The following is a 22246-nucleotide window of genomic DNA, read 5'->3' as shown; positions in this document are numbered from 1 at the left end:
CAACGTCCGGCACCACAGGAGCATCGAGCCATGTTCACCCGACGGAGCGCGGCGATCGCCGCGGCCATTCTGTTGTCGAGTCCCGCGCTGCTGCAAAGCGCCGGCGCAGCCGACAAGCCCACCGATCCTCAGATCGCCCACATCGCCTACACCGCCGGCGTGATCGACATCAACGCCGCCAAGCAGGCGCAGAAGAAGGCGAAGAGCAAGGACGTCAAGGCATTTGCCGAGGACATGCTGCGCGACCACGAGGCCGTCAACAAGCAGGCGCTGGCGCTGGTCAAGAAGCTGAACGTCACGCCGGAGGATAACGACACCAGCAAGACGCTGTCGAAGCAGGCGAGCGACAAGCTGGCCGAGCTCGACAAGCTGGACGGCGCCGCCTTCGACAAGGCCTACGTCGCCAACGAGGTCGCCTACCACAAGGCGGTCAACGGCGCGCTGGAGACCCAGCTGATCCCGTCCGCGAACAATGCCGAGCTGAAGAGCCTGCTACAGACGGGCCTGAAGATCTTCCAGGGACACCAGCAGCACGCCGAGCACGTCGCGGCAGAGCTGAAATAGGGGAGTGGCAATGATGCCGGAGCGACTGGCTTCGATCGCCATAGCACTTGTCCTTGCGGCGATGGTCGCGCCGGCACACGCCGCGACGATCGAGATCACGATGGACAATCTCGTGATTGCTCCGGCCGAGGTATCGGCGAAGATCGGCGATACCATTACCTGGGTCAACAAGGACGTCTTCGCCCACACGGCCACGGCGAAGAACGGCGACTTCGACGTGACATTGCCGCCGAAGAAATCGGCGACATCGGTTCTGAAGAAGACGGGAGTGATCGACTATTACTGCCGCTATCATCCCAACATGAAAGCGACGCTCAAGGTCGAGCCGTGAGGGGAGGGAGCAGGTTCCTGATCGCCGCGGGAACATCTCCCGGCCGCCGCGAGACTAATGCTTGTCGGCGGCAAGCGGCTTCCGTGCGATAAACGCGGCAGACTTCGCGAAGGCTTTCGCCAAATCCGTTCGCAAAGTCATTCATCCGTTGACTGGCCCCGCCCGCGTGGCGGGGTCATTTTCGCGGAAAGCTCACTGCCTTGCGAGCGTGACCGAGAACTCGCCGTTGCGGATGCGACCCGGAAAACCCTCGACGAACTTGGCGACCGCGTCCTCGCCATAGGTCCCGACGAGCTCGGCGAAGGCCGCAAACAAGCTCGCCTGCGCCAGGCAGTCGCCGTCGACGCCCTCATGGCGCGCTTCGGCCCAGGCCTCGTTGAGATAGCTCAGTGCGGCCTGCTTCTGCTCGTGATCGGGCAGCGGCGCGCGGTCGGGGGCGTAGGAAATCGGCTGGCTCATGAAACTCGATCAGGGCTGGGGCGCGATCCACGGCGATGCGCTGTGCGAGAGGTGTAGCACGCACATTAACGACCGCTAGGCCACATCTTTAAGAACGGTTAACGGCTGTGAACAAAGTCGATGACAGGGTTCCACCGACTGCCCCAATCCTCATGGTGATAAGGCGCGTCAGCGCCGTCTCGAACCATGGAAGGCCCCGCTGCCGCAGCTGGGCCTTCCATCCTTCGAGACGCGCGTTCCGCGCTCCTCAGGATGAGGAGTTACGGCTGAGAGTGCAGTTGGTGAGAGCTCAGTTCGCGTAGCGCGCCGTCAGATCGCGCGAGATCTTCGAGCCTTCCTCGATATAGCGGCGGATCGCCACCGTCGCCGCCGGCGTGCAGCTCCGATAGGTCTGCTGAAAGCCGTTATAGCCGCGGTTGAAGCCGGCGATCATGCGGGTGCGGCGCTCCCCGGAGGGGGTTTCGGCATCGATCAGCGCCTGCATCTCGTTGCGCCATTTGTTGCCCTCGTTGGACCCGCAGATGCCGCGCAGATAGTGCAGCCCGCCGAGGATCTCCGCCAGCCGCTGCAAATCGCCGTCAAACGGCGCCGCCCCGTCCTGGGCCCTCGCGGGTCCGGAGGCGCAGGCGAGAATCAGGGCAAAAATGGCCAGAAATCGCGTGGACATCGGCGGGGTGTATGCCTCTTCGAGGCTGTTGACGCAAGGCGACGCGAGGGCGGTACGCTCCCTCTCCCGCTTGCGGGGGAGGGCTGGGGAGGGGGTGTCGCCGCGGGCGAGAACCCCCAAGAGGAGAAAGGCCCCACCCGCCGCGCTCTTGCAAGCGCGTCGACCTCCCCCGCAAGCGGAAGAGGTGCAGCGGAGCCCGGAGCTGGCTTCAGGTTATTACGAGCCGCGCGGCGGACTGGATGACCTCGTCCAGCCCCCCGGTCAGCTTGAGGTCTCCGAGGCCCGCCAGAACGTCGGGGGCGATCCAGCGGTAGTCGTCGAGCTCGTCGTTCAGGACCGGCTCCCGGGCCACCCAGCGGGCGGCAAACGACATGATCAGATAATGGCCGGCGCCAGCCGTCGCCGGCAGCACCTCGCGCCAGCCGGCGAGGCCGACGATTGCGATGTCGAGCCCGGTCTCCTCGTCGACCTCGCGGCTCAGGGCCTGATGCAGCGATTCGCCGAATTCGACCCGGCCGCCCGGGAGCGAATAGAAGCCCTTGGCGGGCGAGCGGGCGCGGCGGGTCAAAAGCACCTTGCCGTCGCGGAAAATCGCGGCGCTGACGGCGAGCTGGGGATGGGTGGGCTGGATAACCGAAGCCATTTCTCAAAGGACCTAATTCTTAAAGGACCTAATTCTTAAAGGAGTTGGCTCAGTTCGCCATGATGGTGTCGACGTCGGCTTCCGCCCCGCCATTGATGATGCCGCCGCAGGCGGCGATCAGCGGCTTGACCCAGAGCGTGGCCTGCTCGGCGAGGCGGACGCGGGTCGTGTCCTTCTCGACCTCGCGCATGGCCGAGCCGACCGCGGTCAGGATCGAGGTCATGGTATCGGTGATGTGGTCGAACTGGGCGCGCACGTTGGGGTTGGCCTTCTCATAGGCCTCGATAGCCAGATCCCGCGCCTTGAAGTTCGACGCCGTGAAATGCTCGGCATAGGACAGCGGCGACCAGGTCAAAAAATCTTCCGCGCATTCCGGCATGTCCGGAACCATTTCCAGCAGCATCACGGCTTCATTGAAATGGTTGAGATAGTCGGTGGCAAGCCCGGTCCGCGGGTTGATATTGGCCACGCGCAGCCGTTCGGCCCAGTCGGCGGCCTCGGGGCCCGTCTGTGCATGCGTCCGCGCGGGTTGGGAGGCCGTTGAGCTCATCTGCCGCAGTGTTAACGTTCGGGGTTAAAAGGACCTGAACGGACCCTATATAGACACCCTGGGATGTGTGGACGCTTCGTCATAACTTCGGCCCCCGCGGCTTTGCGGCAACTGTTCGGCTATGTCGAGCAGCCCAACTTCCCGCCCCGGTACAATGTCGCCCCGACACAACCGATTCCGGTCGTGTTGATGGAGAATGGCGCGCGCCATTTCCGCCTGATGCGCTGGGGATTGCTGCCGGGCTGGGTCAAGGACCCCAAGGGCTTTACGCTCCTGATCAATGCCCGCTCCGAGACGGTGCTGGAGAAGCCCGCCTTCAAACGCGCGATTCGCCGGCGCCGCGGCCTGATCCCGGCCGATGGCTATTACGAATGGAAGGTGGAGGACGGCCGCAAGCAGCCCTTCTTCATCCACCGCGCCGACGGTGCGCCGCTCGGCTTTGCCGCATTGTTCGAGACCTGGGCCGGGCCGAACGGCGAGGAGCTCGACACGGTCGCGATCGTCACGGCTGCGGCGGGCGAGGATCTCGCCGCGCTGCATGACCGCGTACCCGTCACCATCAGCGAGCGCGATTTCGAGCGCTGGCTCGACATCAGGGGCGACGAGGTCGATGCCATCCTGCCGCTGATGACCGCGCCGCGCATCGGCGAGTTTGCCTGGCACCCGGTCTCCACCCGCGTCAACCGCGTCGCTAATGACGACGATCAGTTGCTGCTGCCGATCAGCGCGGAGGAGATGGCGGCGGAAGCCGAGGCGGCGAAACCAAAGAAGGCAGCGCGGAAGGCGGCGGCCGGGCCGGCCGATGACGGGCAGGGGTCGTTGTTCTAGCTCTGCCGCCGTAGGGTGGGCAAAGCGAAGCGTGCCCACGATCACTCACCGAAGGAAACGGATGGATTGGTGGGCACGGCGCGTTGCGCCTTTGCCCACCCTACGACAGCGGAGTTCTAAACAATCTCCCTTGCCCGCAGCGCCGCGATCTCAGCCGCATCGAATCCGAGCTCGCCCAGCACCGCGTCCGTATCCGCGCCGAGCTCCGGCGCCATCCGGTCGAGCCTGCCGCCGCCATGGGCGAGCTTGAAGCCGCTGCCGGCAAAGCGCAGGCGGCCGTATTGCGTGTCCAGCTGCTGGATCGCGCCGCGCGCCTTGATCTGCGGATGGTCGATCACCTCCTCGACCTTCCAGATGCTCGCGCAGGGCGCGCCGGCGTCTTCCAGGATCGTCTCCCATTCGCGCGCCGGCCTGGCCGCGAGCGCCGCTTCGATGATGGCGCGCAGCGCCGGCTCGTTCTCGTTGCGCGAAAACCAGTCGGCAAAGCGCGGGTCGCTCAGCGTGTCCTCGCGGCCGAGCGCGCTCATCAGCGCGCGGTACTGCTTCTCGTTGTTGACGGCGAGCAGGATGTGGCCGTCGCCGCACTTGAACAAATTCGCCGTGGTCCTGCGGCTCACGGCCTGGTTGCCCGAGAGTGTCTGGCGATGGCCGGCGACCGACCAGTCCGCGATCTGTCCCGACAGAAACGCCATCGTCGCCTCCAGCATGGAGACATCAATGAGCTGGCCCTTGCCGGTGCGGTCGCGCTGATACAGCGCGCTCGACACGCCGAACGCGGCCGTGGCGCCCGACAGCACGTCGCACACCGCAAAGCCCGCGCGCGTCGGTCCCGTCTCGGGATGGCCGGTGATTGCCATGATGCCTGACAGCGCCTGCATCTTGCCGTCATAGCCGGGCCGCAGGCGATCCGGGCCGGTCTGGCCGAAGCCTGAGACCGCGCAATAGATCAGTTTTGGATTGATCGCCGACAGTGCCTCGTAGCCGATGCCGAGCTTGTCCATCACGCCCGGACGGAAATTCTCCATGACGACGTCGACCGATGCCGCGAGCTTCTTCACGATCGCGATCGCCTCCGGCTTCTGCAGATCGAGCGTCAGGCTGCGCTTGTTGCCGTTGACGGCCTGGAACGCCGGCGCGAGGCCGCGGTCGGCCCATTCGCGGCTGAGCGGGGTGCGGCGCATGTCCTCGCCTTCGCGCCGCTCGACCTTGATGACATCGGCGCCCAGCAGCGCGAGCTGGTAGCTGGCATAGGGGCCGGCCAGCACTTGCGTGAAATCCAGGATCTTCACGCCCTCGAACGGTCGCGTCACGTCGCTCTCCCCTTGTTTGTTTTTGTCGGAGGACGTCAGGCGGCGCGGTTGCCGCGCGCGATCTCCTTCTGCTTGTCGAATTCGGCGCGGCGGCGGGCCAGCTCTTCCGGCGACAGCTGCGCGACGTTGTTGTAGTCGAGCTTCCAGGAGGCGTCCTCGCTCCAGCGCAACGGCGACTGCATCGTCGTTTGCGGGCCGCTCGCGCTCTCCAGCAGCTTGAGCGCCAGTTCCAGCGTCTGCGCCTGCGAGGCGACGTCGTGTGGCTTGCCGGCGGAATTGCCGAGCGGGAAGTCGGAGAACAGGAAGCGCGGCACGGCGGCGTGCTCGATGATGTCCTTGGCGCAGCCCATCACCACGGTCGGAATGCCGTTGGCCTCGAGATGCCGCGCCACCAGCGCCGTGGTCTGGTGGCAGACCGGGCAGTTCGGCACCAGCACCGCGACGTCAACCTTGTCCGCAAGGCAGCGCGCCAGGATGTCCGGTGCGTCGGTGTCGAGCGTGACGCGATGGCTGCGGTTGGTCGGCGCGCCGAAGAAGCGCGGGGCGACCTCGCCGATGCGGCCGGCGGCGGACGCCTTCAACAGCTGCGGCAGCGGAAACCAGGTGCCGTTGTCGGTCGCCGAGGTGTGCTTACGGTCGTAGCCGATATGCGAGATGCGCAAATCGTGCTCTTTCGACGTGTCGCCGTCATAGACCTGGTAAAACTTTGCGCTGCCGTTGTACGCCGCGCCCGGTCCCTGGTCGCCCTTGGCGGGATCATACGGCGCAGCGGTCGTGATGATGGTCACGCGCGACTTTGCCAGCGGCTTCTTCAGCGGCTGGAACGGCGCCTCGGTGTAATGCGCCCAGCGATACGCGGTGGTGTAGCCAATCGCCGCGTAATAATCGCGGGTGCGCTGCATGTAGGGGACGGGGGAGTCGTAATCGGGCGCAAAGCCGAATTCGTCGTCGCGCGGCGCGGACATGGCGCGTCTCCTGGTTCTTGGTTGGCGACAGATTAGAGATAGTTTTGGGGTTGCTCAACGGGGGGAGGGGAGATGCAGGCCTGAATTGCAGATGACGATGGTGCGGCACGCGCGGTGCCACTTACCCCTCCCTGGAGGGGGAGGGTCGGCTCACATTGAGCGCAGCGAAAATGTGAGACGGGGTGGGGTGACGGTCTCACCACATCCAACAGTGCCCGAGTGGAGAGATCACCCCACCCCGCTCGCGCTTCGCGCGATCGACCCTCCCCCTCCAGGGGAGGGTAAGTCACTTGAACACGTGCAGTGCCACATATTGCAGCAGCATGATCGCCTTGGCGTCGATGATGCGGCCGTCGGCGATCATCGCCAGGGCCTCGTCGATCGAGAGCTCCAGCACCTCGATGTCCTCGCCCTCGTGCTCGAGGCCGCCGCCGTCGCTGACACGCATCGAAGGCTCGTATTCGGCGACGAAGAAATGGAGTTTTTCGGTGATGGCGCCGGGGCTCATGAAGGCCTCGAACACCTTGTGGACGTGGTGCAGGCGGTAGCCGGTCTCCTCCTCGGCCTCGGCGCGGATGCGCTCTTCGGGCTCGGCGTTGTCAAGCACGCCGGCGGCGGCTTCGATCAGGAGATCGTCGTAGCCGCGGATGAAGGCCGGCAGGCGAAACTGGCGCACCAGGATCACGGTACGCCCAGCGCGGTTATACGGCAGCACGGCGGCGGCGTTGTCGCGCTCATAGGTCTCGCGGTGCTGCGTCTGCCACTCGCCACTGGCGCGCCGGTACTCGAACGTGGTGTTCTTCAGCGTGGTCCAGCCGTCCGAGAGCACGCGGACGTCCTTGATGCGGACGCGGTCGGAAATGGTCATTTGCTTGATCTCAGTTGCTTGGCGTGGTCGCGCGGCCGTCGAGCCACTTCTGGAACATCACGGATGTCGATAGCTCGAAGCCCAGCGAGCCGTAGAACGCATTGGCCTGCGCGTTCTCGCGGCGGACGAGGAGTTGCAGCTTCGAAATTCCCGCCGCGCGCAGCCAGTCCTCGGCCGCGGCCATGATGACGCGGCCATGGCCGCGCTTGCGGCCGTCGGGATCGACCGCGACGTAATAGACCCAGCCGCGGTGGCCGTCATGGCCGACCATGACGGTCGCCACGATCGCGCCGCCATCGCGGCCGATCAGCACGGTGGAATTGTCGCGCCGCCGCGCCAGCGCGATGTCGGCATGCGGGTCATTCCAGGGACGCGTCAGGCCGCAGCGCTGCCACAGCGCGACAACCTCCTCGACATCCGCATCCCCGATCGCGTCGATCGCAAGAGCGGTCACAGCACCTTCCCCGGATTCATGATGCCGAGCGGATCGAGCATCGCCTTGATGGCGCGCATCAGCTCGATCGCGGTCTTGTCCTTGACGTCAGGCAGCTCGTCGCGCTTGAGCACGCCGATGCCGTGCTCGGCCGAGATCGATCCGCCCATGCGCAGCACGATCTCGAACACGACGGCGTTCATGTCGTGCCAGCGCGCCAGAAAATCCGCGGTGTCGGCGCCGATCGGCTGGCTGACATTGTAATGCAGATTGCCGTCGCCGAGATGGCCGAACGGCACCGGACGCGCCCCAGGGATCAGCTTCACCACGGCAGCATTCGCTTCCTCGATGAAATCGGGCACGGCGGCGATCGGCACCGAGATGTCGTGCTTGATCGAGCCGCCCTCCGGCTTCTGTGCCGACGACATCTCCTCGCGCAGCTTCCAGAAGCCGTTGCGTTGGGTAAGGTTGGCCGCGATCACGGCGTCGTCGACGATCTCCTCTTCCATGGCGCGGGCGAGGATCGTCTCCAGCGGCGTGCGGGCGTCGTCGCCGGGGGACGACAATTCCATCAGCACGTACCAGGGATGCTTCTCTGCGAGCGGATCGCGCACGTCGATGCCGTGTCGCACCGAGAAATCGACCGCCATCTCCGACAATAGTTCAAAACTCGTCAGCGCATTGGCGGCCTCGCTCTGCGCGATGGTCAGCAGCTTCAGCGCCGCCGCCGGCGACTTCAGCCCGACATAGGCGGTCTCGACCGCCCGCGGCTTTGGAAACAGTTTCAGCGTCGCCGCCGTGATGATGCCAAGCGTGCCTTCGGCGCCGATGAAGAGATTGTGCAGATTGTAGCCGGTGTTGTCCTTTTTCAGCTTCGACAGCACGTTGAGCACGCGCCCGTCGGCGAGCACGACCTCGAGCCCCAGCGCCATCTCGCGCGCCACGCCATAGGCGAGTGCGGCGGTGCCGCCGGCATTGGTGGAGAGATTGCCGCCGATGGTGCAGCTTCCTTCCGCGCCGAGCGAGAGCGGAAACAACCGGTCCACCTCAGCCGCCTTCGCTTGCGCGATCTGCAGCACCACGCCGGCCTCGCAGGTCATGGTATTGGAGGCGGTGTCGACCTCGCGGATCTTGTCCAGGCGTCGCAGCGACACCACCACCTCGCCATTGTGCGGCGTCTGGCCACCGACCAGCCCGGTGTTGCCGCCCTGCGGCACCAGCGCGATTTTATGCGCGGAGGCGAGCTTGCAGATTTCGGAAACCTCCGCCGTCGAGCCCGGACGCAGCACCAGCGGCGAGCGGCCGTGAAACAAATTGCGCTCCTCGGTGACGTAAGGCTCGATGTCGTTCGCATCGGTGATCGCATGGCGCTCGCCGACGATCTTGCGGAATTGTTCGATCAGCTCGGGCGCAAGTGGAGGGATCGCAGGCTTATTGATATTCATTGTCTCGTCTCTACTTCCACTCTTGTCTCTTGCGCATGGTCTTATCGGAAAACCGCTGCGCACTTTTCCGGATCATGCGCTATCTTGCCACCGCAGCCCGGCGCAGCCGGTCATTGATCGCTTCGCCAAGTCCTTCCTCGGGAATCGCCATCACCGCAATCCCCCGCGGGCTCTTCACGTCGAGGCTGCGAAGATAGCCGAATAGATTGGCGGCGGCTTCATCGAGATCACCGGTGGGCGACAGATTCATGACGGCGACGGCCGCATCGACGCCGTGCAGGCGCTCAGAGCCGAACGCCAGCAGCGCTTCTCCGGGCGCAACGTCCTGCGCGCGAAGCCGCACATGGGCGCGCGGCGCGTAATGCGAGGCCAGCATGCCCGGCGCCAGCGGCTGGCTGTCGTCGCTCTCGGCCTCCACCGGCGGCCGCGCCAGGGGCGCGCCCAGCACCGCCTCGATCCGCTCGCGCGACAGCCCGCCGGGCCGCAGCAGCATCGGCGCATCGAAGCAGCCGACGATGGTCGATTCCACGCCGACCATAACGGGCCCGCCATCGACGATCAGGTCGATCCGCCCTGCAAGGTCGCTCTCGACATGGGCCGCCAGCGTCGGCGAGACATGGCCGGAGATGTTGGCGGACGGCGCCACCACGGCGCCGCCGAAAGCGCGGAGGATTGCCTGCGCCACCGGGTGCGCGGGAATGCGAATCGCAACCGTGTCGAGGCCCGCGGTGGCGAGATCGGCCACCGGGCAGCCCTCCGTCTTCGGCACCACCAGCGTCAGCGGTCCCGGCCAGAACGCTTCCGCGAGCTTCAGGGCGCGCGCGTCGAACAGGCCGATCCGCCGCGCGGCGGCGATGTCCGGGACATGGGCGATCAGCGGATTGAAGGCCGGCCGCCCCTTGGCGGCGTAGAGATGGGCGATCGCGGCGGCATTGGCCGCATCCGCCCCGAGCCCGTAGACGGTCTCGGTCGGAAACGCGACCAGCCCGCCGGCGGCCAGCGTGCGGCCCGCAGCCTCGGCGCCGGCCGCGCCGGCCGGTAAAATCAGCGTTTCAAGATCCGTTTTCACAGGGACAAAATTCCTCATGCCGGCCGCTTGCGGTGCGCCAAACCCGACGCTATAAGCCGCCTTCTTGTCGGAGTGTGGCTCAGCCCGGTAGAGCACTGCGTTCGGGACGCAGGGGTCGCAGGTTCGAATCCTGCCACTCCGACCAGAAATCATTAGGCTTTTTCTTCTGATTTCGATCCTCGGTCAAGTTGACCACCGTTTCGGCCACCGGAACGTATCGGCTCTTTTGGCCAATGGCCGCGGCTGCTCCCTGGAGGAAGTCCGGGTGGTGATGGCCATAGGTGTCCTGCAGGACTTCGGGTGACATGCCCAGGAACCCTGCCGCCTCCCAGATTGGCACGCCACGCTGCATGAGCCACGTCGCAGCGGTATGGCGCAGGGTGTGGGGTGTGACCCTCCCGGGGAGGCGGGCAAGCCCTACGGCGGTCTTGAAGCCCTTTTTCACCGAAGCTACCGGCTTGCCGTTGAACTCAACAAAGCACTCTGTGATCAGCTTACGGTTCCACCAACGCCGAAGGTGGGTGAGCAGCCGAGGCGGGATGGGGGCTGGCGTCTGTCGCTTCTTTGTCACGCGCTTGCCAATGGCCTTACGATAAAAAATGCCGCGCTCGAGATCCACGTACGAACGCCCAGTTGTCGCATATGGCGACGCCGATGCGATCGCGCCTGCACGAGTGCCAGTATACAGGCCGATCAAGATAAACCGCGCGATATGACGCAGAGGCCTTCGGTGCGTGGCGACCGGGCCGCCCTTTGACGTTCCCGAGTGGATCGTCTGCTTCTCGCGATACCTCCAACAATGCCAAAGCAACGCTGCGGCCTCCTTGCGAGTCAGCCATCGGTCGCGGGCCTCACCTTTGGGAGGGAGCGACACTCGCACTACGCCGCGGTGAAAGCCTTCCTTTGCATGGTGATTGATCGCGGCGCGCAGTGTCTCAAGGTCGCGGCGAGCACCACCCGGACTGCCACGATGCTTGGTGTAGCCTGCACAAGTCTGGGCATTAACCTGCGCCAGCTTCTTGCCACCCCAATACTCGTTGAGTCGCTCAATTCGGGCCTCGATCTCGAACTGGTCGCCGGGCTCGCCAATGTCTGTCAGATAAATCGAGAGGACATCAGCACAATCGATGTCCTCAATATCTTGGCGGCGCCGTTCGGGTTGATACTTACGAGCGATGTAGTCTGCTAGGGCTTGCTCCGCTTTTGCTGGCGGCTTTTTTTCAGACGTGCTCGCAACGCATCCTGTGGCGATATGGCGATTGCCGTCTTTGATGATCCAGACAGCTTGGTGGACGACCTTGCCGTCTCTATATCTGGGCTTGCGTTTGTAGAGCCGAGCTCCCTTGCTTGGACGCGGCATAGTTTCCTCATTTCATTGATGGCTTCCAGGGTGGTGTAGTCTTTTCCGGCAATACGCTCCACGCACAGGCGACCGCGCATGGCTTCGCGCCGCAATCCTGATGCAGTCATTGATCCGTCGGGAAAGGCCAATTTGGCTGCAGTTGATAGGCGCAGAGGTGCGTCAGACGCTACGTTCTCGAGACTCGACTCCATTTGACGTGCTCAGTCGCCGGTACCAGCGGCGATTGTTTCACGTGACTCGTCCTAAGACTGAGTGGGAGAGAAAGGTCGAAACACCGGATAACCGTGTGTACTTGTAAGATATGTTAGCTACGAGCAGGGATCAATAGATCATCAGCTCGGCGAAGCTCGCGCGCTCAGTCGCTATCGTAAATGTCAGCTTCACTTGCAAGCAAGCGCGCATGCCGGGCGAAATCAAAGTCGTCATTTTGAATGAACCTCAAGTCGTCAGTGCCGACTTCCTCAAACAATCGCTTCGACGATAGGCGGGACCAATTGAGCACTGCTGATGTCTTGATGGCTGCGTATGTGGAGCCCGCAAAAAAAATTGTCCATCCACCTCGAAACAACCACTCCTGAACTTCCTCCACGAATTCTCTATCCAGGCGATGGCGCCCCCATAAGCGGCGTAACGTGAGATCAGAGAGACGTACGCGGCTAGTCGGCGTACCTTCCTGATTTCGAAGCTCAATCAGACGCAGCAGCAGGATTGCACACTCCTGTGCCGTCAGAAGACGAGGCGTTAAGGGGGTTCTCATGTCGCACCATAGCACATAAAAATGTTATTGACAGCATATTATAGGGCCTATAAAACCAAAAAGCCGATGCCGGGTTCGTCCTAGCATCGAAATTGCTCAATGGTCGGAAAGCGGACGAAGCAGGGTGTGCCGGTCCAATACCGGGCTCCATGTTAGACCTTTGATGCGCCTATTGCTGAATTCGTGGCAGCGCAGTCATGCGCGAGGCGCGTCAAAAAGCGATTCCGATCTAGGATTCAATCAATCGAGTAGCATCTAAGCTGCGCGAATGACGAAGTGCCGGCTGGCGTTTTGCTTACACAAAGTAAGGAGACGTGAGCCTATGTCCCAAGAACTAGTTGCCACACCGCACTCATACGATGAACTGCTAGACCGCCTTGACCATATCAAGGAGGAATACCGGCGGGTTGATCAGCGCTACCGGCTAGCTCTGTACGAGATGTTCGCGGACGCAATGAAGATTGCGATGGCGATCGAGGCTGACCGCGAGCGCAAGGATCAGTTTCTGAAGAGCGTTGGACAAAAATCGGACGTCGTTTATGCCGCAATGATCTTCATCACGGGCGCCAAGTCGGAGGAGGCTCGCAAGAAAGCCTCAAAAGCGGCGCGCGCCCTCCGGTACTTGGTCGAGCAAATTGGAGTTTCGGTCAACAACATCCCTGAAGCCCTACAGAAGCATGGCGGCATCCAGAAACTCGCTGGGCTGGCAGCTATCAACGATCCACGCAGGAAATCACCGCCTATCGCACCTGGGTCCAATACTGCAGAGCAGGGCGAAGCGGATCATTCTGACGCAGGGCACCGGAAAGAGCAGAAAAATGTGTTTGATAGGCAGGTTCAAGTTGGTCTGCCGCCAAAACTCAGGGCTAAATTGGACCGCCTCGCCGATAGCACAGAGATAGAAATTATCGGCCTTGTTCGTGTCCCAACCGGTGGGCGGCCGACCATCGAAGTTCGGCAGATAACCCCTTTGAGTAGTTCGGGCGAGCACGAAGAGGACGAAGACGACTGGGGGGAATGATGGCGCGTGCCAAGGTTCGCTTTAAGCGAACCTTGGCACCGCTCGTTTTAGTGCCGCGTCGGATGGATCGACTCCCATCTTAACTCTTGGTCACTCTGAGATCACATGAAATTCAACTTCTACTCCGCCGATATCAACGAAGACTACGATCCTGCAAAACATCTGAAAAAATTCGAGACGCTGAGTGAAGCTCACGACCGGCGCCGCCGCTTGATCAGTGTTCTTCCCGAATATGGAGAGCCTGGCCGCGCCCTCGCCGAACGTCTAATTGAATGCGGTTTTTTCAGATGCCGTTCGGCCGGGTGTCCAGTCTGCCTGCGCGCCTTCCGCCGCTGGTGGGGCTCAACGCTGGCCGAATACATGGCCCGCGACCCAGAGTTCTGGTTTACGGTCAGCATTGTACCGCCAGACCTGTTCGACCTCGGTCATCTCGACGGCTTCAACTGTGACAGGCTTAAAGATCGCGTACGTAAACAAATTGGTCGAGGCCCAATAAGCGCGCCAGTAGTCCTGGGCGGCATCGATTACGACCTCAAGCACTTTGACGATGGCCGCTCTGCGAGATGGTGCCCTCATCTATATCTTCTTCTTAGCGGAGGAGGGAAAGCTCTAGTTGAAGGTACCTTCCGTCGCCACTACCCAAAAAGTGGGGACGTTGAAAGGCCCGTGGTCGTCACCTCTCAGAAGACCCGTGACAAAGACTTGGTGACCACCGCCACTTATACCTTCAAGGCGCGCTTCAAGAATCGAATGCCATCTACGGATTCCCGTGGCAACGCAGATACGAAAGAGGACGAACTGGCAGTGCATCACCAGGCAGAACTCGCGATTCTCCTGGATCGACAGGGCTTCCTCGGCCGGATGATCCGGCATGGTGACGATCCATCCTTTCCTGCGATGAAACTTCGTTAAGCAGTGAAGACTCTTGTGACGGACCGGTCCACGGCTGAGCAGAATCCTGGTCGTGGACACTGACCAGTCCTCCTGTCAGACCATGGCTGAAAGCAAGAGCCAGTCGCGGACGACATGCCAGTAACGGACCTGTCCGCGACTGGACTTGCTCGGCTCGCCTATTAGAAGGCTCTCAGAAGCGAGTTGAGGGGCGTCGTCGCCCTGCAGTGTATAATGTAAACTGTCAGCATGGCTTTCTGAGTAGACGACAAGCGCACTAATTTTGCTGCGGCGATGCACGATACCAGACCTTTCTACACATTCGAGCTCGTCAATATTTCATTCTCTAATAGGAAGAGCCACGCGACTGTTGCTTGATTCCGTGGTTTCGAACGCTCAAGCTTTGTTTTTCGAAATCAGTGCTGCCTCAGACTCACACCGGCGTGCGATTACTCTGGATGCCCGGAATACACGGTAGAGTCTCGTGACATAACTTTCCGCCTCCACTAACCGTGAATTCGATCAACGCGGTCAAACGCAATTTGGAGGGGCGGTTCTCACCATGAAATGTTGTGTGAGCCTGTGCCGCTACCGCCGATGCGGACGCGCCTGAGCGAGCACCTTAGCCGGAAGGGTGCGCTTGCGCCTAGGTCGTTAGCCTGTCCCGCGAGAATTTCGCGATCTTGTAAATGCCCGTTGGGAATGCAGCCGCGAAGCTGCGGCGAACCACGGAGAAATGATCATGAGTTACGACAGCATCCTCGCCGGACTAAACGCGCTCGCGGACAGCGAGCTAAGAGCAAATGCTATTAAATGCAGTCCGCAGCAGTTTCAGGAGCTTACCCACGCTATCGCAGCATGCGAGAGAAGCCCGCTGCTCCCCGATGAGATTGAAGAATTATTCGATTTCATTGCAGATAGCGGGAGTTTGAGGTTCGAGGCCCGAAAGATAAAGGACGACTCGCCATTCATTTTGCGGACGAGCTCGGCAGAAGGGTTGTCCGAGTTAACGGCTAAGCTATGGGGGTGCGCTGGCCTCGCCCGAAAGGTGGCGGAGCTGCGGTCGGACTTGGCGCTTGCGGTACGTCGCATCACCGAGCTCGATAAGGGGCTCTTAAAGCTGGCGGGCCACGTTGAGGATATGGCAGCGGAAGCGGATATAGCGTGAACTGGGCGCGTCGGTTGAGCCGAGTCGCTAAAGATGTTTAGAATAGAAGGCGCGGGCTCTACATTTTAGTGGGGCCCGTTTTCTTTTTTGCCCGCACGCCGAGAGCACTGAGCGCCTCGACCGCATTGCCGGGCTAGACGGGCGTCGAAATACTTGGATTCCCGTTGTGCCGACGATAGCCTGTTGCAGATGATCGCAGCTCAGTCACCCCAATCGCCCTCTGGAAAATCGCGCAGCGAGCGCCTCCGCTTCCTTTTAATCTCCACGGCTGCCCGCGCACATCCGGCCAATCCATCGTGCCGTCGCGCGAATTGCCGGAGCTTGGTGGCCGGGACATCCCGAGAGTAGATGTATTCCAGAGCTCTTACCCAGCGGCTCTTTTGCTTGTGGTTCGCGTTAGGCAAGACTGCTTCGATCAAAACGCGGATCGAGGTCATGCCTTTGCGCTCTGCGATGCCCAGCTGGCCGGCGAGGGCGCGAGCCGACCGCTTTGCGATTTTGCGGTGCTTCCAATCCCTGTAGACGGAATAGACCGCTTCCATCACGTTGTAGATTTCGAACCGTCCGCCACGCAGCCTCAGTCCTGTTGCTGCTTCCATTGCGGGGCGAATGGCCGCTGCGAGTTCGGGCGACAAGCGCCTAGCGAGTCTTTTGTCTTTTTGGGTGGTCTGCATGATGATTTTTCCCATTTTTTCTCAGGCGATATGTCTGAGAAATTAGGGTCGCCTGAGGCGATCATTCGTGCGGAAAAACAGGTATTTCTCATCCAGAATAGATTGCCGATACAGATCAGCAAAATTTCGCGAAAACAGTCGAGAACGCGTTGTTGGGCGGCATTCTCGACGACAGAAAAGATATGCGGCCACCGGGCAGGCTCAATGAATCGTATGAAGAAGCGCTCCCGCGACCCGGAGGTTGTCTTGCTGGGCAGCAAGTCGTTCCGCCGCCAATATCGCAACATAGAGCTCGCGGCGGATGTTCGGCAGGAACAACGTTACCATCTTGCCCGAGCCAAACACATGTCCTACCGGCAGTTTTCTGGCTACTGCGCACACCTCGGCGGGCTGTCGAATTAGAACCCGGCAGTTTGTGATATCCATGGCCGCGGAAACGATACTGTCCCTTAAAATAGTGAACCGCGCGCCGAGCGGTCTCCCATCGTCGTCCAGACCGACGACATAGACCTGTTCGAATGCAGCAGGTTCCGATTTCTGACCCATGACAAGATTCTGGGACAAGCTATCATCGGAGCTCGACGCCTTTGGCGAACTTCTTGGTTTTGATCGCTGAGATATTGGTCTGCATCATATCCTTTTCTGCGGTCGGGCTGTAGCTGAGGTGCCAGCCCATGAAATCGTGTGCAGGCGCATTCACCGGGAAGCCATGAGTCGCACCTCCGTACTCGATCATCTGCACCGGAACCGACCGCTTCTTCTGCGCCAGTTCCAGACACCACTTTGGATCATTCGCATCGTCTTGATCGCCCATAAAGATGACAATCGGTCCGGTATACACCGCGGAATGCTGCAATGATGGACTGCAACCTGGAGCAACCGCGAATGCCGCCGCAAAGTGCTGCCTGTGATCGTTCTCCTGGCTGGTCATCGACACGAGTGCGGTCGTAGCTCCGTTGCTGTAGCCCATGATGTAGACCTCATCAGCTTTGGCGAGCTTCTTGGCGATGAGGTAATCGAGCGCGGAATAGGCATCGTCGGCACGGCGACGACCCCAGTGCAGGTCAGCGGGCCCGCAACTGCGATCAACATAACGCGTCGTGAAACTGTCGAGCACCAGCGCACCGCTGCCTTGGACATTGAGCACATCGGCAACATGCTGCGTCCACTCTTTAGTAAGCGTCGACAAGCCATCGCAGCCATGGAGCACGAGCACGAATGGCACCGGATTCTTCGTATCCTTTGGGTAGATGAAAGCGTTCAACTCGCCATCCCTCTGCACTTCGGCGAACTCCTCCGGCGCGCCGTTCTTGAAGTTCTTCGAGAAGCCGGAGCCGTAGGGCCTGTCCTTAGACCAGTGTTTGGCCGAATTGTGTGGGTAGTCACCCTTCCAAGGAATTCTCACTTGTTCGGCCGACGCTTCCGTGGACAATAGCAGCAGGATCAAAAGGAATGCACGTTTCATTCTTTGGCTCGCTGTTTGGAGTTTCCAGATGAATGATGAGCAAAGACGCACGCCGGTCGCCCGGGTGAACCAGTATGGATGCATGGGTTGACAGGGCCGGGCTCGCAAAAGGAGCCCGGCATCAGCATTACGTCTATCCCTCGACCGAAGCGTATATCAGGAAGCCAGCAATAAAACTGATGATCCAGGCGACGGCGTAGTACGGCCGCTGCTTGAGGCGCTTAGCCCTTAGAAACAGATAGACGGGCTGGAATAGCACGGCTGTGACACGGGTTACCCGAGAACCGTACCCGGCCTGCTTTAATTTTCGATCATCGAGCCAACCGAGCAAAGCATTGACGAGAAGAGGAATCTGGAACGGCAGCCCTTTGCTCGGGTGATAGGGAAGTCCCAGTACCAACGACCGAGCCGCAGCTTCCTGATTGCTCGCGGTCACGACTGCCTCGATTACTCCGATGAGCAGAGGCAAGAGCGCGAGCGTCCAGACGTAACCATTACCGATGTACTGACCCGAAATCGCGGGCGGCTCCGCCGCAACAAACTCCGCGAGATCGCTTTCACGCAGGCTTTTCCATTCGGACATGCCTTTCCGCCAAACCTGCGTGTCGGTCTTGAGCTCCTTCCTCTTCAATAGCTCGCTGATAGCCGAAGCGGGCACAGGTCCTTGCCGGGAGCCATTCGCCACGTAGTACCACTCTGTTGATGGCTGGTTGTTCGGGTCTCCGAAGTTTGGCAGCGGGGGTGGTGCAGACAGTTCTTCAGTCATTTGGTTTTCCTGTTTCAAGGCAGTCTTTTGGAATTCGCCCTCGCTTCGATCCAAAATCTCGCTAATATGGAATATAGTCCCTAGAGACTATATGCCCGATGGTGCTCCATCGTGCAATGCACGATTGGCGCGTCATTGTTGGCAAGAATGTCCGGCGTATTCGCCAGCAGCGTCGAATGACCCAAGAGAAGCTGGCGTTCGAAGCTGACCTGGACTTGACCTACATCGGCGGGATCGAGCGAGGGCGGCGTAACCCCAGCCTTTTGGCGATGGCCCGAATTGCTGAGGCTTTGTCGGTGCCGCTCGTCAAGCTCTTGAGCGAGCAGTGAAGCATATTTTGGATAAATACCGAGGGAGTTAGTATTCGTCAGCCCTCATGATCGTGATTATCCGTTCGGTGACGGAGGGATCTGCTGGGTTGGGCGAATGGAAGGTAAGAGATTTGTCGTAGTAGTCGATCTTGAACGCGACGTGCGTCCCTTCGAAATCAAAGACGCCAAAATCGTGCTCCTTGTGTGGGTCGTTGGCCTGACAGAAGTCGTCGAACACTGCAATGGTTTTGACCAGACGTTTGACCGCCTCAGCGCCTAGTTCTGCGATCCCCGTGGTGATCACGGCTCCGCCGCCGAGAAGGTGCTGCCGAAGTTCGTCGTTGAGCGCGCGAATGCGATCCGTGTCCGTCTGCATGGACATGGCTGTTTCTCCATCTCTGTTTTGGTGGTTCTGCCTGGGTCGGCGTTGATCAGCGCCCGGCATGGTCAGCGTATAAAAGCCCGGGCCGTGGTCCGGGCTTGGCGACAAGTTTCGAAGGCTACTCTGGGCCGGGGTTGACGAGGCCTACCTGGGCGATGTGCCGCACGTAGGTCCCCTTGTCGGGGTAGTCGCGTAGCCGAAGGGTCAAGACTTGGCCCTCGCGCTTGGTCACCAAGCAGGGCCACCAGCCGTATCCGGGGTCATCGTCCTCAACGAGCACCAGTTGGCCGACATCGATGCTCTCCCACGTGCGCGGCAGGCCAGCAGCACCAACGCCACCAGCTCTTGCCTTTTCGGGCGCCGGTGCGGGTTGATGAACGTGGCTATCGTCTTCGGGCGCCTCGAGCGCTGCCTTAAGCTTGCTAAGGAGATCGCGCCGGATCGGTGGTACGAATGCCTTACCGCTTGCGTACAGCCTCCCCACGGGCAGCTTCATTCCGATCTCGGTGACTGCTGGCGAGGCCGCGTGCACGGACGCCAACTTCATTTGAGTCGCGGCGCTAACGACCTTCTCGTTGAACTCCGGAAACCGGGCGCCCCGTGGTTTTCCATCCTCATCAAGGCCGAAGACAAAGAGCTTGTCTGGGGCGTTGGCCGTTTTCTTCTCTGGCTGTTTTCCCATATTTCTCCTCCTTAAAAACGGACGGGGCCCGATAAGCGAGCCCCGTGGTCGGCAATTCTAGCGATGTCGTGGCTTGGCCACAGTGGCGGGTCAGATGCCCGCCGAGACAAACTAATCACGGATTGTTCTCCACTATAAATTGCAAAGTCGTTACTAGACCTTGTAGAGCGAGTATAGACGAATCGCGTTTCTGCCTCAAGCAAATCATTCGCCGCAAACGTGTTCTAAGTGACTGTTTTTACGTCTATTTTTGCCTTCTTTAACGGTATTCGGTCGCACCTCTGGTGCAGGTGGCAGTAGCCGATTTGGCAGGCATGCCGGTCGTCAATTCGGTTGCCGTTGCAAAGGTTCAGGCAGTCGCCTGAGCAAAACCGCCAGATAGCGTTCTGCACAAATCGCGCGAACCTCTTCGGGAAGACAGGGTTCAATGTGCGCGCATCGATACGGCCGGCTAACGTCCTGATGATCTCAGCGCACCCACCCGGTCTGTAGCAGGCCGCGCCATAAGCATGAGAACTATCGCAGTCCTGTAGAATGCCCGTGCGATGCAGGAAGTTGTGAACCAACGTGTCCACCGCGATCATCGCGGTACCAGTTTCAAGCCAGAGTGATCGGTGCTCGCGCGCTCCGATCAGCAAGGTCGAAAGCGTCATCATCAGTATCTTGTCGGAGACGCCGTAGACGTTGCGAAGGGGGCCGATCAAGGCTTCCTGCCGCGCGGCTTCCAGCTCGGCCCTGGTCGTACCCCTCGCGCCGTCCAGTTGGCTGTCGATCCAGCCCACCAGGTCGTCGTTCGCAAGGTCGCGAACGAACAAGAAGAGCGAGTACGCGGTTTGATTCAGTCGGCCGTTGCGAAGGTGCGGCCGGGGCAGGGGGCACGCATCGATGTGGTCGGGCTCGGCGCAGGTGAAGCTTGTCTTGTCGTATCGACAACCCTCGAAATGCCAGTAGCTGCGCAGCTTAGGGCAGGCGGACGGATTCATCTCGTTAGCTGCAATCGCCGACCAGGACGCGGTGCCATGCCTGTGTATGTAGTCGCGCGCGACGCGATCTGAGATGCCTTGGAAGCTAAACGTCGTAACGAGCCAATCAAAAATCGGCGGTGTGTCGGCGAGCCCGACAGCTCGATCTAGACCTGCGTGCCGAACCTCCTCGTCGATCTCGTCAAGGAACGACATCGATCCGGCGACCGCGCAAACAGTCCGGATCAAACTTTCGGCCCGTCCCAGCGGATCAATGGTTTTCGCCGGGACCAGCCTTTTGCCGGAGGGACCCTTTGCCGAGCGTCGACCCGAAACGCTGGTTGCTAGATAAGAGATATTAGCCTCCGTTGAGCATCACTATCGCCATCGATGTAGCGCTGCGTCGTCTGGATGGATCGGTGGCCGGCCAGCAATTGGACGTCGCGCAGCGAGCCGCCTGCCTTGTGAACCGAGCGAGCCGCTCGCGTAATGAAAGTTCGACGCCCCGAGTGCGAGGAGCATCCTTCGAATCCAAGTTCGTCATAAGCGCGACTGAACCAGACAACGATGCTCATCGGTGTCATCGCGCCGCCGCGCTCCGATCGAATGAGGGGGCCGTGCCCCTCACACCGCCGCCGTGCATCGACGAGGGTCTCTCGGAGATCTGGATGAATCGGAATTGACCGACCGCTGCGCTTCTTGGCGATTTTGTCGCGAACTTCAAGCGTGCCGGCTACTTCGCCACTTGGGTCCAATAGCATGGCCCATGTCAATTTGGCGATCTCGGCGGCGCGAAGACCTGCCTTGACCGAGAGCAAGACGATGAGACGGTTGCGAAGCGGGTGGCGAGAGTGCGCGGCGAAAAACAAGAGATCGTCGATGTGATCAGTCGAAAGCGTCTTCGCTTGCTTGCCAGCCATTTCATTCAAACCAGTTACGAGCAGATTCTAGAGAATCTGACTATGAGCGCAAGGGGAATTTGCGCGCTGCAAGCTGAACAGATTGTCCGCCACTGGAAGCTCCTCATCCGGTTCGATGAACGCGATCTTGTAAATGGGATCTGCGATCGCGTTCGCGACGCATAAAGCCATTTAGGAGAATGAAAATGAACAAAGATAAGCCGACGACAAAAAAGGCGATCAGGAAAAAAATCAAGCTAAGCGACGCAACAGCAGCGGTGGCAATCGGAATGACGGATAAGACGATGACGGAGTGTATGGATATCATTCGTAGGTATCGGGGAAAATGCAGTGTCTTTCGTCAGCGCTTCCTTGACTTGAAGAAGGCCAATCGAGTTACGAAGGTGAGAATAGCGAGGGAGTTCGTCAAAACACTTGAAGAAATGGAGTATGAGGCTCGCGTTGCCGCGCAAAATTTGAGAGTTCGCTTGCCAACACATAAACCGCTCGTTCAGTCTGAGATCGTAACGTATCTCGCAGGCCGAGCGGCGCGAGAAGCCTAGTGCATCACTTCGATGGGGTCAGGACAACTGTCCCCATCATTGCTCTGATGTCAAACCAGCAAGCTAAGAGTGTGTCTTCGCGCCAAGACCATAGCCTCCGTGCGACACGCGCAGCAACTGATAAGGAAATCAGAATTTTCTTATCAGTGTCGACTGACTCCGCTTTGGTAGAAAGCTTGTCAGTCATTTTGGGACCCGGACGCATTTGGC

At 60.6% G+C, this 22246-nt stretch carries 29 protein-coding genes, 1 tRNA gene and 1 pseudogene; 10 read left to right on the top strand and 21 right to left on the bottom strand.

Features of this window, described 5'->3' with window-relative positions:
- Nucleotides 1-30: 30 nt before the first annotated feature.
- A complete protein-coding gene (locus GGD66_RS31310) occupies nt 31-564 on the top strand; it encodes a DUF4142 domain-containing protein (RefSeq protein WP_177237512.1) in 534 nt (177 codons plus the stop codon).
- A gap of 10 nt (nt 565-574) precedes the next feature.
- A complete protein-coding gene (locus tag GGD66_RS31305) occupies nt 575-895 on the top strand; it encodes a cupredoxin domain-containing protein (RefSeq protein ID WP_092262473.1) in 321 nt (106 codons plus the stop codon).
- A 192-nt stretch (nt 896-1087) separates the two neighbouring features.
- On the opposite strand, the gene GGD66_RS31300 is transcribed toward GGD66_RS31305, so the two are convergent.
- The 4 genes from GGD66_RS31300 to GGD66_RS31285 all read right to left on the bottom strand — a co-directional run bounded on the left by GGD66_RS31300 (nt 1088) and on the right by GGD66_RS31285 (nt 3214).
- Nucleotides 1088-1354, bottom strand: a complete 267-nt coding sequence (locus GGD66_RS31300) for a hypothetical protein (RefSeq protein ID WP_018323382.1) — start codon at nt 1352-1354, stop codon at nt 1088-1090.
- 289 nt (nt 1355-1643) lie between these two features.
- On the bottom strand, nt 1644-2021 hold the full coding sequence (locus GGD66_RS31295) for a TIGR02301 family protein (RefSeq protein WP_018323383.1): 378 nt from the start codon (nt 2019-2021) through the stop codon (nt 1644-1646).
- Between the two features lie 208 nt (nt 2022-2229).
- Nucleotides 2230-2664 carry an NUDIX hydrolase gene (locus GGD66_RS31290; RefSeq protein WP_092262476.1) on the bottom strand — a complete coding sequence of 145 codons (435 nt, stop codon included), beginning with the start codon at nt 2662-2664 and terminating at the stop codon, nt 2230-2232.
- Between the two features lie 49 nt (nt 2665-2713).
- Nucleotides 2714-3214 (bottom strand): hypothetical protein, encoded by a 501-nt coding sequence (locus tag GGD66_RS31285; RefSeq protein ID WP_018323385.1) that lies wholly within the window; start codon nt 3212-3214, stop codon nt 2714-2716.
- A 63-nt stretch (nt 3215-3277) separates the two neighbouring features.
- On the opposite strand from GGD66_RS31285, the gene GGD66_RS31280 reads away from it, so the two are divergent.
- Nucleotides 3278-4042: an SOS response-associated peptidase gene (locus GGD66_RS31280; protein WP_183238650.1), complete on the top strand. Its 765-nt coding sequence runs from the start codon at nt 3278-3280 to the stop codon at nt 4040-4042.
- A 116-nt stretch (nt 4043-4158) separates the two neighbouring features.
- Here the strand turns inward: GGD66_RS31280 and GGD66_RS31275 are convergent, their stop codons facing one another.
- From GGD66_RS31275 to GGD66_RS31250, 6 genes are all read right to left on the bottom strand, one after another.
- Nucleotides 4159-5352 carry a CaiB/BaiF CoA-transferase family protein gene (locus GGD66_RS31275; protein ID WP_092262482.1) on the bottom strand — a complete coding sequence of 398 codons (1194 nt, stop codon included), beginning with the start codon at nt 5350-5352 and terminating at the stop codon, nt 4159-4161.
- A 35-nt stretch (nt 5353-5387) separates the two neighbouring features.
- Nucleotides 5388-6317 carry a glycine reductase gene (locus GGD66_RS31270; protein WP_092262485.1) on the bottom strand — a complete coding sequence of 310 codons (930 nt, stop codon included), beginning with the start codon at nt 6315-6317 and terminating at the stop codon, nt 5388-5390.
- A 286-nt stretch (nt 6318-6603) separates the two neighbouring features.
- Entirely contained in the window at nt 6604-7185 is a 582-nt protein-coding gene (locus GGD66_RS31265; protein ID WP_092262493.1) for an NUDIX domain-containing protein, read from the bottom strand.
- A gap of 10 nt (nt 7186-7195) precedes the next feature.
- A complete protein-coding gene (locus GGD66_RS31260; protein ID WP_092262496.1) occupies nt 7196-7639 on the bottom strand; it encodes a GNAT family acetyltransferase in 444 nt (147 codons plus the stop codon).
- Nucleotides 7636-9063: an FAD-binding oxidoreductase gene (locus GGD66_RS31255; protein ID WP_183260225.1), complete on the bottom strand. Its 1428-nt coding sequence runs from the start codon at nt 9061-9063 to the stop codon at nt 7636-7638. Before GGD66_RS31255 ends, GGD66_RS31260 begins: the two co-directional genes overlap by 4 nt.
- Nucleotides 9064-9142: 79 nt before the next feature.
- Nucleotides 9143-10132 (bottom strand): L-threonylcarbamoyladenylate synthase, encoded by a 990-nt coding sequence (locus GGD66_RS31250; RefSeq protein ID WP_183260222.1) that lies wholly within the window; start codon nt 10130-10132, stop codon nt 9143-9145.
- Nucleotides 10133-10200: 68 nt separating this feature from the next.
- Here GGD66_RS31250 and GGD66_RS31245 point away from each other — a divergent pair.
- Nucleotides 10201-10277 (top strand) — tRNA-Pro (locus GGD66_RS31245).
- A gap of 171 nt (nt 10278-10448) precedes the next feature.
- Here the strand turns inward: GGD66_RS31245 and GGD66_RS42265 are convergent.
- Nucleotides 10449-11006 (bottom strand): annotated as a pseudogene (locus GGD66_RS42265) (tyrosine-type recombinase/integrase); the annotation flags it as partial.
- On the opposite strand from GGD66_RS42265, the gene GGD66_RS42260 reads away from it, so the two are divergent.
- Nucleotides 10932-11321 (top strand): hypothetical protein, encoded by a 390-nt coding sequence (locus GGD66_RS42260; RefSeq protein WP_312014206.1) that lies wholly within the window; start codon nt 10932-10934, stop codon nt 11319-11321. The pseudogene GGD66_RS42265 and the gene GGD66_RS42260 sit on opposite strands and share 75 nt — an antisense overlap.
- On the opposite strand, the gene GGD66_RS41705 is transcribed toward GGD66_RS42260, so the two are convergent.
- Both GGD66_RS41705 and GGD66_RS41195 read right to left on the bottom strand, forming a co-directional pair.
- Nucleotides 11318-11602 carry an excisionase gene (locus tag GGD66_RS41705; protein ID WP_246789049.1) on the bottom strand — a complete coding sequence of 95 codons (285 nt, stop codon included), beginning with the start codon at nt 11600-11602 and terminating at the stop codon, nt 11318-11320. The genes GGD66_RS42260 and GGD66_RS41705 overlap by 4 nt on opposite strands.
- Before the next feature lie 248 nt (nt 11603-11850).
- Entirely contained in the window at nt 11851-12084 is a 234-nt protein-coding gene (locus tag GGD66_RS41195; RefSeq protein ID WP_210321724.1) for a hypothetical protein, read from the bottom strand.
- Nucleotides 12085-12574: 490 nt separating this feature from the next.
- Between GGD66_RS41195 and GGD66_RS31235 the strand changes: the two genes are divergently transcribed.
- From GGD66_RS31235 to GGD66_RS31225, 3 genes are all read left to right on the top strand, one after another.
- On the top strand, nt 12575-13273 hold the full coding sequence (locus GGD66_RS31235; RefSeq protein WP_183260220.1) for a hypothetical protein: 699 nt from the start codon (nt 12575-12577) through the stop codon (nt 13271-13273).
- Between the two features lie 105 nt (nt 13274-13378).
- A complete protein-coding gene (locus GGD66_RS31230) occupies nt 13379-14185 on the top strand; it encodes a hypothetical protein (protein ID WP_183260218.1) in 807 nt (268 codons plus the stop codon).
- 721 nt (nt 14186-14906) lie between these two features.
- Nucleotides 14907-15332, top strand: a complete 426-nt coding sequence (locus GGD66_RS31225) for a hypothetical protein (RefSeq protein WP_183260216.1) — start codon at nt 14907-14909, stop codon at nt 15330-15332.
- A 200-nt stretch (nt 15333-15532) separates the two neighbouring features.
- Here GGD66_RS31225 and GGD66_RS31220 read toward each other — a convergent pair whose 3' ends face one another.
- From GGD66_RS31220 to GGD66_RS31205, 4 genes are all read right to left on the bottom strand, one after another.
- Nucleotides 15533-16021, bottom strand: coding sequence for a hypothetical protein (locus GGD66_RS31220; protein WP_183260214.1), 489 nt, complete (start codon nt 16019-16021; stop codon nt 15533-15535).
- Nucleotides 16022-16207: 186 nt separating this feature from the next.
- Nucleotides 16208-16552 (bottom strand): hypothetical protein, encoded by a 345-nt coding sequence (locus GGD66_RS31215; RefSeq protein ID WP_183260212.1) that lies wholly within the window; start codon nt 16550-16552, stop codon nt 16208-16210.
- A 22-nt stretch (nt 16553-16574) separates the two neighbouring features.
- Nucleotides 16575-17471, bottom strand: a complete 897-nt coding sequence (locus tag GGD66_RS31210) for a dienelactone hydrolase family protein (protein WP_183260210.1) — start codon at nt 17469-17471, stop codon at nt 16575-16577.
- 133 nt (nt 17472-17604) lie between these two features.
- Nucleotides 17605-18237: a DUF4339 domain-containing protein gene (locus GGD66_RS31205; RefSeq protein ID WP_183260208.1), complete on the bottom strand. Its 633-nt coding sequence runs from the start codon at nt 18235-18237 to the stop codon at nt 17605-17607.
- 98 nt (nt 18238-18335) lie between these two features.
- Here GGD66_RS31205 and GGD66_RS31200 point away from each other — a divergent pair, with 98 nt between their 5' ends.
- Nucleotides 18336-18566: a helix-turn-helix domain-containing protein gene (locus tag GGD66_RS31200; RefSeq protein ID WP_183260206.1), complete on the top strand. Its 231-nt coding sequence runs from the start codon at nt 18336-18338 to the stop codon at nt 18564-18566.
- A gap of 28 nt (nt 18567-18594) precedes the next feature.
- On the opposite strand, the gene GGD66_RS31195 is transcribed toward GGD66_RS31200, so the two are convergent.
- From GGD66_RS31195 to GGD66_RS31180, 4 genes are all read right to left on the bottom strand, one after another.
- Nucleotides 18595-18930 (bottom strand): DUF3768 domain-containing protein, encoded by a 336-nt coding sequence (locus GGD66_RS31195; RefSeq protein WP_246789048.1) that lies wholly within the window; start codon nt 18928-18930, stop codon nt 18595-18597.
- Nucleotides 18931-19048: 118 nt separating this feature from the next.
- A complete protein-coding gene (locus GGD66_RS31190; protein ID WP_183260205.1) occupies nt 19049-19612 on the bottom strand; it encodes a hypothetical protein in 564 nt (187 codons plus the stop codon).
- 224 nt (nt 19613-19836) lie between these two features.
- Nucleotides 19837-20790, bottom strand: coding sequence for a hypothetical protein (locus GGD66_RS31185; RefSeq protein ID WP_183260202.1), 954 nt, complete (start codon nt 20788-20790; stop codon nt 19837-19839).
- Nucleotides 20791-20918: 128 nt separating this feature from the next.
- Nucleotides 20919-21494: a site-specific integrase gene (locus GGD66_RS31180; RefSeq protein ID WP_183260200.1), complete on the bottom strand. Its 576-nt coding sequence runs from the start codon at nt 21492-21494 to the stop codon at nt 20919-20921.
- 185 nt (nt 21495-21679) lie between these two features.
- Between GGD66_RS31180 and GGD66_RS31175 the strand changes: the two genes are divergently transcribed.
- Nucleotides 21680-22036, top strand: a complete 357-nt coding sequence (locus tag GGD66_RS31175; RefSeq protein ID WP_183260198.1) for a hypothetical protein — start codon at nt 21680-21682, stop codon at nt 22034-22036.
- Nucleotides 22037-22246 lie beyond the last annotated feature (210 nt).

Origin of the sequence: Bradyrhizobium sp. CIR48, assembly GCF_014198315.1 — a bacterium.
Taxonomy (GTDB): domain Bacteria; phylum Pseudomonadota; class Alphaproteobacteria; order Rhizobiales; family Xanthobacteraceae; genus Bradyrhizobium.
This window is presented reverse-complemented; position numbering and strand designations above follow the sequence as displayed.